The organism is Lysinibacillus sp. NPDC056232 (assembly GCF_042267565.1).
Lineage (GTDB): Bacteria > Bacillota > Bacilli > Bacillales_A > Planococcaceae > Lysinibacillus.
In genome coordinates this window covers 152,056-163,809 of the sequence record NZ_JBHJTF010000005.1, presented here as the reverse complement: position 1 = coordinate 163,809, position 11,754 = coordinate 152,056, and the positions used below count along the sequence as shown (strand labels likewise).

The 11,754-nt window shown below is 36.7% G+C and carries 7 protein-coding genes; 2 read left to right on the top strand and 5 right to left on the bottom strand.

Going from position 1 to position 11,754, the window contains the following annotated elements:
- Both ACFCYJ_RS06210 and ACFCYJ_RS06205 read right to left on the bottom strand, forming a co-directional pair.
- Entirely contained in the window at window positions 1–1,386 is a 1,386-nt protein-coding gene (locus ACFCYJ_RS06210) for a UDP-N-acetylmuramoyl-tripeptide--D-alanyl-D-alanine ligase (protein WP_376072111.1), read from the bottom strand.
- 134 nt (window positions 1,387–1,520) lie between these two features.
- A complete protein-coding gene (locus ACFCYJ_RS06205) occupies window positions 1,521–2,915 on the bottom strand; it encodes a UDP-N-acetylmuramoyl-tripeptide--D-alanyl-D-alanine ligase (protein WP_376072109.1) in 1,395 nt (464 codons plus the stop codon).
- 149 nt (window positions 2,916–3,064) lie between these two features.
- Here ACFCYJ_RS06205 and ACFCYJ_RS06200 point away from each other — a divergent pair, with 149 nt between their 5' ends.
- Entirely contained in the window at window positions 3,065–4,270 is a 1,206-nt protein-coding gene (locus ACFCYJ_RS06200) for an ATP-grasp domain-containing protein (protein ID WP_376072184.1), read from the top strand.
- A 76-nt stretch (window positions 4,271–4,346) separates the two neighbouring features.
- Here ACFCYJ_RS06200 and ACFCYJ_RS06195 read toward each other — a convergent pair whose 3' ends face one another.
- Window positions 4,347–6,605: a YheC/YheD family protein gene (locus ACFCYJ_RS06195; protein ID WP_376072106.1), complete on the bottom strand. Its 2,259-nt coding sequence runs from the start codon at window positions 6,603–6,605 to the stop codon at window positions 4,347–4,349.
- A 100-nt stretch (window positions 6,606–6,705) separates the two neighbouring features.
- Window positions 6,706–7,137: a hypothetical protein gene (locus ACFCYJ_RS06190; protein WP_376072103.1), complete on the bottom strand. Its 432-nt coding sequence runs from the start codon at window positions 7,135–7,137 to the stop codon at window positions 6,706–6,708.
- Window positions 7,138–7,339: 202 nt separating this feature from the next.
- Between ACFCYJ_RS06190 and ACFCYJ_RS06185 the strand changes: the two genes are divergently transcribed.
- Window positions 7,340–7,633, top strand: a complete 294-nt coding sequence (locus ACFCYJ_RS06185; protein WP_376072101.1) for a hypothetical protein — start codon at window positions 7,340–7,342, stop codon at window positions 7,631–7,633.
- A gap of 184 nt (window positions 7,634–7,817) precedes the next feature.
- Here ACFCYJ_RS06185 and ACFCYJ_RS06180 read toward each other — a convergent pair whose 3' ends face one another.
- Complete coding sequence (locus tag ACFCYJ_RS06180) at window positions 7,818–11,621, bottom strand: S8 family serine peptidase (protein ID WP_376072098.1); 3,804 nt, start codon at window positions 11,619–11,621, stop codon at window positions 7,818–7,820.
- Window positions 11,622–11,754: the final 133 nt, after the last annotated feature.

Genomic DNA, 11,754 nt, shown 5'->3' with positions numbered 1-11,754 from the left:
TTATTTATTTTTTAACAGATTCGCAAATTCTATCATAGATTTGCTAGACATTGGACCTTTAATAAGTACAATGGTTTCACTATCGAGCTTATGCTTTAGTACATCTAAAACGCCTGTAACATCATTAAACATATGAACATCTGCCTTGGTGCCATCCTTCAACGCTTGATTCGCAATATTTTCTGCTCTTTTGCCAATAGTCATAAGCGTATCAATGTTTCTTTTCGCAACCATTGTGCCAATCTCTCGATGATATTTTTCTTCGAAATTTCCTAATCGCTTGATGTCACCTAAAATAAGAATTACTTTTTTCCCTTTTCCTACCGTATCTAAAACCTTCAGTGCTGCTTCAACAGAAGTCGGGTTATTTGTCCAAGTATCATCTACTATAGTACATTCACCGATGCCCGTAGAAAATTCTAAGTGTCTTGCCATCGCTTTGAACGTTTTTAATTGCGAAATTGCAACAGCAATGGAAAGTCCCATTTCCTTTACGGCAGCTATAGCCGCTAATGCATTATATACTTGGTGTTCTCCGTATCCTGGGACAAATAAATTGTATTTGGCATTTGACACTTTTAGTACAAATTTCATGCCGCCTTTTGTGAATTGTATATTCGTAGCTTGATAATCTGCCTTTTCGTTGACGCCAAAGGTAATAATCTTTCCTTTAAATTTATTTAGGGGGATTTTTTTAATGTTTTCATCATCACCATTAATGATTAACGTGCCATCTTTTCTTATTCCTTCTACAATTTCAGCCTTTGCTTTGATATAGCCATCAAGATTATTGCATCCATCTAAATGATGGACACCAATATTCGTAATAATACCAATCGTAGGTTGATAAATCATACATTGGTGTTTAATATTCCCTATATTCCCCAGTCCTAATTCAAAGATAGCTGCTTTTGTTTTCTGATCGATGCCAGTCAAGTACGGTAAGGATTGTCGAGGTTCATTTTTACTGCTGACAGATGCTTGAACATTCCATTCCTTACTAGCTATGTGTTTAATCATCTCTTTTGTTGTCGTTTTACCACATGTTCCAGTCAAAGCAACGACTGGTATTTGAAATAGATCTCTGTAATACCCCATGAATTTCCAATAGGCGTGCAAAATACTCTTGACGCGTATAACGGTCGTATTCTTTAGCGCATTTTTCAATTCCTCTGATGATTTATCAGAAATGACTAGAGATGGCCCCTTTTGATCTATTTCTTGCCAGTTGATTGTATCACTTTTACTAACAAACATAAGTGTATGATTTTGAGTCAATTCATGTCGGTTATAATAAATTGCATGTTTAACAGACCAGCGTTCAGAACCGCTTATTAATTCTCCTTGCAATACTTTTCTTATATCGTTCACACTTATATGTTGCAAGTTAACTACGCCCCCTTTCTATAAAATATATTTCTGAATAAATGAGTTAATATATGACCCTGCATTTCAAGCAATTGACTATAGATATGCTCATTCTAGTAAATGATGAAAAATAACATTTATTTAGGTGAAATCTATTCGGAAGTAGATGATTTTTTTATTTTTAAATCATCTGCCAACTTAGAAATTTCTTTACTATACATATCTCCTTTAATGAAAAGAACCGTATTTTCATCTACAATCTCTTCTAACAACTTATAGACGCGCGTACTATTTTTAAAAATATACACAGGTGAACTCAGTCCTGCCTCAATGGCATGAAGCGCCATAATGCTTGCATGTTCCCCTATCGTAATAAGTACATCGACCCCAATTTCACTAATTAATTCTCCCGCTTGTTCGTGAATTATATATCCCCAAGACCCTAAATCTGTTATCGTCCCAATAATGGCAATCGTTTTCTTACCTTCTCCGAGCGCTTTCAAAACCTTTAATCCTGCCTCCAAAGAAGTAGTCGTAATATTCCATGTATCATCTAATAATAAGGAATTATTAAAGCCCTTAAACACCTGAAGCTGCTTATTCAATTTTCGGAATGATGGCAGTTGTTCAGCTGCTAAAGAAATCGGCAAACCCATTTCATAAATAGCTGCAATCGCAGTAAGCGCATTATATACTTGATGCTCGCCAAAACCTGGTACATAGAATTCATAGCGTTTCTTTTTGTGACGAACGTTGAACAGCATACCATTTTTGTGGTAGCGAATATTACTTGCTTGAAAATCACAGGATTCATGCTTACCTACTTTAATAATGCGTCCTTGAAACTTCGATAAATCTATTTTACTTGAGTTGATATCATCAGCATTAAGGATTAAGGAGCCTGTGGGACTAATAATGTCCAGCATTTCACCCTTTGCTTGGATATACCCCTCTAAAGTTTTACAATAATTTAAATGATGTGCCCCTATATTTGTAATAATCCCAATAGTCGGCTTGAAATATTCCCCCGCAAGTTTGATGTCCCCCGGTGAACCAACAGCAGTTTCAAAAACGGCTGCGTCGGTATGATCATCAATATTCAGTAAATATTGTAAAGAAGCAGTTCTAGAATTACTACTAAGTGGCGTTGATGCTACATTTTTTTCTGCAGAAAGTATATGTTTGATCATTTCCTTCGTCGTCGATTTACCAGAAGTACCAGTAATGGCTACTACAGGGATATTAAATTGATTGCGATAAAAATTTACAAACTTCCAATAGGCCTCATCTGAATCTTCTACTTTAATAATAATTATTTGCTCAGGTATTTCATTTTGACTGTATAGTCTATCAGTTACAAGTACTATAGGATAAAGTGACTCAAAATCTTTCCAGTTGACAATACGCTTATTTGTAAAAAGGGCGGTATTTGGTCTTTTCACTTGCTTCAGTCGATATGCGCCATGTTGAATCAACACTTCCTCCGACCCTTGCACTAATTGACCTGCAGTTATCGCTTTTAAATCCTGCACTGTAAGAGGCTTCATATCAATTTCCCCTCCTTTCCTCTCTAGTATATGTAACTTCTTAAAAGTTGCTTGGATGTATGCAAGATACATAACTAGAAGAAATCTATTTCTTCGCATATATATATAGTTGATTAAGTATCTAACGAACAATAGAAGGAGTGATATACCTGAAAACGATTATATTTATTGGCACAAACAAATCCGGGTCAAGTCGTGAAGCAACAAAAGCAGCAGAAAAACTAGGTTATTTTACCGTCCTTTTTACTAACAACGAAAAGCAGTTACAGCAGAGAAAAGCCTACCCAGATATTCATAAAATGATTCTTATTGATACTTCGAATATAGAAGACATGAAAGATGAAATTTATAATTTAACTAAAACCGGGCTAGAAATAAAATCTATTGTTAGTTTTGTCGATCCTTTTGTCCATATTGCCTCAATTTTATGTGATGAATTTTGTGTCAACTATACATCTTCAACAGCTATTGAAATGATGGAGGATAAAGAAAAAACTAGAAATTTTTTAAAGAACCAGCCTTATTCTCCTAAGTTTTATCTTCTCAAGCCAAATGAGTCCGTCTCTAACAACTTGGAATTTCCACTTATTGTGAAATCTCCAAAATCAACAGGCTCCAAAGATGTTTTGTTAGCAAACGACTCAGACCAACTGAAGAAACACCTGAGCCATCTACGAAGCAAAAATCCTCGTGAAACAATAATGATTGAAGAATATATCGAAGGTCCGCAATATTTAGTAGAAGCACTTGTCTATAAACGGCAAGCACATGTCATCGGTATTATTGAACAAGAAATTACTCAAGGTAAACGTTTTATCATTACTGGTTATGGTGTTCTTGTTAAAGCTCCTAAAGAAATTCAAACTGGTCTTGAGGAAGTTCTCCAATCTATTGTTAAAGCGTTTAACATCGAAAATGGTGCTCTGCATTTAGAGCTTCGTTTAACAAAGAATGGATGGAAGCTTATTGAGATTAATCCACGAATCTCAGGGGGAGCAATGAATACTATGCTTCACGCCGCTTTTGGATTTAATTTAGTGGAAGAAACACTTAAATTATTTTTAGGTGAACGCCCCGATATCAATCCAAAGCACAGAAAGTTTGTCTATACAAAATACGTCATTGTTGAAAGTAAAGGTATTTTAGAAAAAGTTCTTGGAAGAAATAGAGCAACGAATTTACCAGGAGTTGTGGATGTATATGTAAAGCCGAAAAGAGGGACATTGCTGACCCCTCCTTTATCGATGGGACATCGTTATGCATATGTAATTGCGGAAGGCGCAACATTAACGGAAGCTAAAAATAAAGCCATTAACGCCGCAAAAGAAATAAAGTTCATTCTAAAAGTATCTTAGATTTAAAATACTTTCTGAAAAAAAATATCCCGAATAATTGTTTCCTTCAAAAGGTCAATTACTCGGGCTTTTTTATTTACTCTTGATATTTTTGATCTAAAAATTTAACCGTATCAAACATATTCGTTTTACTAGCACCCTTTACTAAAATGGTGTCGTGAGGTTGTATCACTTTCTCTAAGAGTGCATGCAATTCTTCCTTATTGAGGAAATGATAAATTTTAGAAGGATCCATCCCTTTTGCCTTCGCTGCTGCTCCCATTTCCTCCGTTCTAAAACCATAAGTGATAAATAAATCAATGTCTTGCTCATAAATGTATTCGCCCAATTTAAGATATTCCTCTTCTCTCAAATCCCCTAATTCTCGCATTTGACCAATAATAGCAATTTTACGTTTCTTCGCTATATTTGTAAGAACATCAATAGCAGCACGTACGCCCTGAGGATGAGAATGAACGGTATCGTCAATTAGTGTAATGTCATCGCGACAGTTATAAATTGTTAATCTTCTAGGTGGCTTTTTAAAATTTAGCCCCGCCTTAATATCTGCTGGACTAAAACCTAAATAATCTGCAACCGCAACAGCATTCAATGCATTGTAAACATGATGCTCCCCTAAAATGGGAATATACATGGCCATTTCCTGTCCTTGAAGCTTTATTTTAAAGGTCATACCGATGTCTTTATATTGAATATCATAAGCTTGATAGTCCGCTGTGCTATGAATACCTACTGTTAAGATTTTTCCTTTAAACTGCTGTATCTCTAAGTACTTAGAATTATCATCGTCCTTATTCAATATTAATAAACCGTTTTGATCCATGCCATGTATTAATTCCGATTTTGCCTTGGCCACTCCTTTAATATCTCCATCAAAGTTGCCCACATGAGCTAAACCGATATTTGTGATAATACTAATATTCGGTTGGATAATGCTACAGTGATTCGTAATGATACCTGGGTAAGCCATCCCATATTCAAGCACAACAGCCTCATGGGAAGCATTTATTTCCTCTTTATGTTTTTTCGTATGCTCTGTTGTATTCCAATAATCTTTTGACTCAAAAATAGTCCATTTTTCTGATAAAATAGAGGCTAGGAATGCTTTTGATGTCGTTTTTCCAGCACTGCCGGTAATCGCAATAATCGGTAAAGCCTTTTCTTCTGGTAAAGTTTTTTCTTCTGGCAATGCTTTTTCTACTGCTAATGCTTCTTCTACTAAAGATTCTTCTACTAAAGCCCTTTCTTCGGATAAATCCTTATTTTTCCTACGTTTCCTAATTTCCGTTTTAATTTGTTTCTGGTTCTTAGCAAGGTACATTGCATACCTTATAGTATTGATGACCACATCTAATTCTAAATAAAAAGCAGGAGGGCAACCTGGTCGCCAGTTCACTTCATACATCCAAATTTTTCTTTGTTCATCTAATCCTACATCAATGCCAATTTCATCAATAACTTCTCCAAATTGCGCCATCTGAATTTCATCTAAATGTTGAGCTAGTGTCAAGGAAAAATGCTCCAACATACGCCGTACATCATAGGCTTCTTCTTTAAATTCCTGCTCTAAAAAAGGATCCAAATAATTTGTATAACCACCATTGTTAATATTCGGTATAATCGAGCCATTTGGTGCAATTCGCGGATAAACCGTCGTTATAACCCATTCACCCTCACCATTTTTTTGAACATGTAGACGAAAATCATAAATTTGACCTGATTTTGTTTTTGATTGAATATAGGGCTGCACGATAAAGGTGCCTGTAGAAAGTTGCCCTCTAATTAACTCATCTAGCTGTGACTGTGTACAAAAAGTAGTTTCCCTATCCTTCTTTACCTCAAAGTTAGTTCTTCCTACTTTCGAAATAAAATAAATCCCTTTTCCCTTCCGTCCATCTATCGGTTTAAATACAACTTTTTTATAAAAAGCCATAAATTTATGGAGTAAATCAACATTTTCAACAACCTCAGATGGAATTAAATACTTATCAAATTCCTTTGCTTCTTTAAGTCGCTTCATAACATTCCATTTATTTCCTATAGAATGAGTTGTAAAAGGTATTTCCTTTTTCAATTTCTCAATAATGTCCTTTGATACCGATAATTTTTCTGGACTTCCTGCATTGTATATAACATCCGGAAAGGGCATCATTTTTTCATGCCAATCACCATTTTCATATACCTTTCCTCTAATGGAACGTTTATCAAAGTCAACGCTTCTTGGTGTAAAGTAAAAAAATTGAGCTCCTTCTGCTTGTGCAACGGCCGCAAATGCATATGACTTAAGAACAGTTCTAGGATCTAGCCGATGATGCAACATTCCAATAATTGTCATCCATTAATCTCTTCCCTTCATAGGATTCTCTCTCTAATAAATTCAGTGATACAACGGGCATATAGACAGATGCTCTAATTATTTGTAGTTTAAAATTTCATCACCATTTAGGCTCAATGATAAATTTCCCTTTCAACATATCAGGCTTTAATAACTGAATTGCAGATATACCACTTAATTCAATGGATTTTTCTGAGGATGTTCGCTCTAATCGGACAACCTCTGCTATCAAATTCGTATCATGCCCTTCATAATCATAGGCTCGCAAAAGCGAAACAGTGCCTCGACAACTTTCTCTATCAATTGACTCTATGCGAAAAAACTCTGTTTCAAACTGCTTTACAGTATCCATTAGCCTTAAATGTGTACCGTTGTGTGTGATTAAAAAAAAGGGAATCGTATCACTTCCCGCTATTTTCACAAGCAGCTGACCAAAATATTTAGAATGAAAATCCTTTATCAAATCCTGGAGTGCATTTATATCGTAGAGCGCTTCACATAGAAAATGGTTTTTTTTATGTTCATCATTCATTTCCCCAGCCCTCCTAAGTCTTAATGAGCTATTCATAAACATTGAAGCAATTACAAAAATATTTAACACCTTCTCGCTATCATATGTAGCACTTAGGAATATGACGACTTTTTTCGTAAAGGAAACAGGGATTCTACAAAAAAAGAAAACGTCCATTTTGTTTTATTAAACGTCAAGTTATAAGCTGAAACTATATTAAATAGTGAATTCTTATTTAATGTCACACATTATATGTATAGAAATTGAAATCGATGGAGAAGTAAAAAATATTAGCTTTATATATTATGTTGAATCAATTGCTAACTCTCCAATTAGAGATAACTTAATAAAATCGGACGGTAAAGTTTCTGAAGCTTCTGATCAATTTACTTTGCCAGACAGTCAATACACGGACGCTATTTATTATGGAGAATTTGACCTTGACAAAGTAACGAAAGAAAAAAAGCAAATATGTGAAGAGCTTCTACAACAAGTGACGTTGATTTGGGATAGATAAAGAGGAACTGATTTGTATCAAATATGGCAAGAAAATTAGAAAGAATATGTCATAGTTAGTTTAGTAGGAGATAATCTTTTTAAAGGGATTGCTTTATAATAAATAGCAAAAAGAGAAATTGCGCTGTGCAATTTCTCTTTTTGCTTGAACTGAAATTAATTATAACTCATCCTCGGTAACTTCATTATTTATTGCCATTTCCGTTTCCGTTGCCATTTCCATTGCCATTTCCATTTCCATTTCCATTGCCGTTGCCATTTCCGTTTCCGTTTCCGTTGCCATTTCCGTTTCCGTTTCCGTTGCCGTTTCCGTTTCCGTTGCCATTTCCGTTTCCGTTGCCATTTCCATTTCCATTGCCATTTCCATTTCCATTTCCATTGCCGTTGCCATTTCCGTTACCATTTCCGTTGCCATTTCCGTTTCCGTTTCCGTTGCCATTTCCGTTTCCGTTTCCGTTTCCGTTTCCGTTTCCGTTTCCGTTGCCGTTTCCGTTGCCATTTCCGTTTCCGTTTCCGTTTCCGTTTCCGTTGCCGTTTCCGTTTCCGTTGCCATTTCCGTTGCCATTTCCGTTTCCGTTGCCATTTCCGTTTCCGTTGCCATTTCCGTTTCCGTTGCCATTTCCGTTTCCGTTGCCATTTCCGTTTCCGTTGCCATTTCCAGGTGCTTTAACTGTAACATTTACAGTAACTTCATGATCACCGTATGAAATAGTGATTGTAGTCTTGCCCTCACCTACTGCAGTTACTAATCCATTTACTATTGTTGCAACATTTTCATCTGCAACAACATAAGTAGCTTTCGAAGTTACGTCTTCCTCTGTTGCATCACCTTCTGCAGGCGTTGACGTTTCTGTTACCGTAAGTTGTGCAGTTTCTCCAGCTGTTAGGTCTAGCTTAGTTGGATTTACAGAAAGTGCTACTACTGGTTCTACTACTTCTTTTTCATATATCATTGCTTCACCAACATTCCCCGCAGCGTCATTTATTATTACTGATACAGCATTTGTTTCTGCTGTTACTGGGAATGTGAAGCTACCGTCTTGATTTAATTCAAAAGCAACTGGCGCTTGTACTTGGCCATTTACCGTCGCAATATAGGAAGCTTTTAATTTATCATTTAAATTGTAATTTAAACCATATAAATATAACTCTTCATTGTAGTCGATATACTTATCTGTTACCTGTCCTGTAGCGACACCTTCAGCTACTGAACCAGCAATTTCTGGTTTAGTCGTTTTCACGACAATTGGTCCAACATAATCGGAAACTACTCCTGATGCTGCAAGACCTGTGAAGTCAATTGTATACAAACCATCTGGAATCGTTGTGGCAGGTTTTGTTCCCCATGGTTTGTACTGCCCACCGACATTCAGCGTATAAGAGCCTTTTGCTAGCGCAGTACCTGCATGAAGATAACCAATGTAGCCGTCTCCGTATTCTCCACCTTCAGGATTCATAATATCCCAAAGCTCGATATAGTTAGTAGTTACATCTCCAGTTAATGTGAATGAAAGTACAGCTGAGTCTTTCACTCCATCCCCATTAAAGGATAGGTCTGTTTCTGTAATCTTAAAATCTTTGATTGCAGTTGCTGCCGCGCCGCCAAAGTCAGCTGCGAATGGCAATGAAATTTCTGTATCTCCGCCGCTGATGTTAATATACCCTAGTATTTCAGAGCCGTTTGGTGCCGTAGCTTTTGAAGCAGTTAATGTAATATTTAAAACTTGCTCTCCATCTAGATTAAATGTCGGCTGATCTACTGTAACAGTTGCATCACCAAATGTTTTTGTCACATCAATTGATACGTTATAATTGCCGCCGTTCCCTTTAATATCTTTTACTAAAACTTGTTTCGTTACAGAAATATCTCGGTCTTTAAGTGATTGTGGACCGAAAGTAACTGTACCTTTCAAATTTTCTGTAACTACACCAGTTCCATCTAAAATTGCGCTATCAAGTGCATAGGCAAGAATTTCCGGATGAGCTGCTGCATAAGGATCTACACGCCCTGCACCCTGAGAAAACACATCGTATTTTGTTTTATCTATAACCTTTGCTGTATTAGAAAGCGCCACTTTTACATCGAACGCGTTCCAATCAGGATTTGCTTGTTTAACTAATGCAGCAATACCTGCAATATGCGGTGTTGCCATAGAAGTTCCTGTTTTACGACCATATGCTTCCCCATAATCTGCATCAGGGAAATCTTTTTTATACATTGGAATCGTTGACATAATGTTTGTTCCAGGTGCACTTACATCTGGTTTAATATCAAAGTTTGGTGTAGATGGTCCACGTGAACTTGAATCGTTTACATCATCTCCCAGTGTCTTTGTGGAAGCAAATTTACTAAAGCTTACTTTTCCGGTTCCGCCTGCTAATACCGCGCGAATTGCAGCGCCATCCGTTTGGGACATATCAAATGTTGGTAGAAACTCAAATGAATCACCAAGGAATGTGCCTGAAATGTTCGGTGCATTCGTTCCACCAGCAAAGTTATGAATAATTGTTGCGACTGCTCCTTTTGCCTTTGCATTCGCAATTTTATCAACGAATGCGATACTACCACGAGAAATCAATGCCACTTTACCTTTTACATCAATTCCTTCAAAGTCTTTTACTTCCCCGTTTCCAGGAACAGCAACTAGATCAAATTCTCCTTGAAGCTGTGTTGCTAAATTTTTCGCAAAAGTCGTTCCCATTAATGGAAGCTGTTTTGTTAAGTTGTAGTCGCCAACTGTAACATTCACTTCACCGTTATACATTGTTTCAGGATTTGTTGTGTTACCAACAGCAATTCCTAAACGAGCAGTTGCAGGCGTGCCCATTGTTCCGCGATTTGGACCCTCGTTCCCTGTTGCAATTACTCCGATTGTTCCAGCCATCATTGCATTATTAATAGCAAATGAACCAGCATCCGTTTCAGAGTTAGCACCCCCGCCAAGTGAAAGGTTGATAACGTCCATTTTTTCTTTTACAGCAGTTTCAATTGCTTTAACAATACCAGATGTAGCTCCACTTCCGTACGCCCCAAGAACACGGTAAGCATAAAGGTCTACTTTTGGAGCAATTCCTTTAATACTGTATTCGTTAGCTCCGATTGCTGCAATTGTTCCAGCAACATGTGTACCGTGAGAAGTATAAAACGCGCTTCCCTTTTCATTAAATTCAGGTGTCCCAACTGGACGTTCCGAAGGCAATGTTTCCGATGCATCGTCATCTGTCCGAGGCTTCGTGTATGTTGCTGAATTTGGAATGAAGTTTTTCCCACCTTTGTAAACTCCAGCGAACTCAGGGTGATCTGCATCAATACCAGTATCTAATACTGCTACTTTTATTCCTTGTCCTTCAATTCCTTCCTTCCAAAGCTGTTCGATGCCAAGGAAAGAATTACTTGTATTCATTTGAGCTTCTAATTGATCTTCCTTAATTAGTTCCGATGATTTCATCGTTTCTTCTGATGCGTAAACAATTGCATCAGGTTCGATTAATGTAATTCCTTCTACTGTAAGCAGTTTCGGGAGATCATTGGCTTTCACAGTTGCCGCAAAACCGTTTAAAACAGTATCAAATGTGTATCCTTGAGTCATTTGAACTTTTTTAATAGCTAACTCTTTTGAAACTTTTGCTTGTTGTGCTTTTACATTTGAACGAACTTCATTTGCTCGGGCATTAGAGAATTTTTGGCCTTTGAGTTGGCTCATTCCTTGCTCTAGTGCCACAGGCTTTTCAGATAAATGAACGATGACTGCAACATCTTGATTGCCTGATACATTTTGTAAACTTTCGTGAAGAGTTGGACCATCTTTAGATAAGCTTAGCTGTTCAGCGATAGCCGCTTTTTGTTGAATTATACTTTCACTTTGACTATCTTGCTTGAATGGTTTCGATTCTTCAGCACTAGCACTCGACAATGGAACCAATAGAGAAAGTACCATAATGAAAGCTAGAATACTACTTAAGAACTTCGTAAACTTAAAATTTTTCAAATCTCAATTCCCCCTCCGCCTTTAGTTGTCACACTTTTCTAATTAGTGTGATATTTCCAATTTATCACAAATAAACAAATTCGAATATCGGAATATTTAAACATTTTCAAATATTGATAATTAGTATCAGTTT

What these genes read in the sequence shown, in the direction of transcription:
- ACFCYJ_RS06205 (WP_376072109.1), bottom strand. Translation starts at nt 2,915, where the DNA reads ATGAAGCCTCTTACAGTGCAGGATTTAAAAGCGATAACTGCAGGTCAA.
- ACFCYJ_RS06195 (WP_376072106.1), bottom strand. Translation starts at nt 6,605, where the DNA reads ATGACAATTATTGGAATGTTGCATCATCGGCTAGATCCTAGAACTGTT.
- ACFCYJ_RS06190 (WP_376072103.1), bottom strand. Translation starts at nt 7,137, where the DNA reads ATGAATGATGAACATAAAAAAAACCATTTTCTATGTGAAGCGCTCTAC.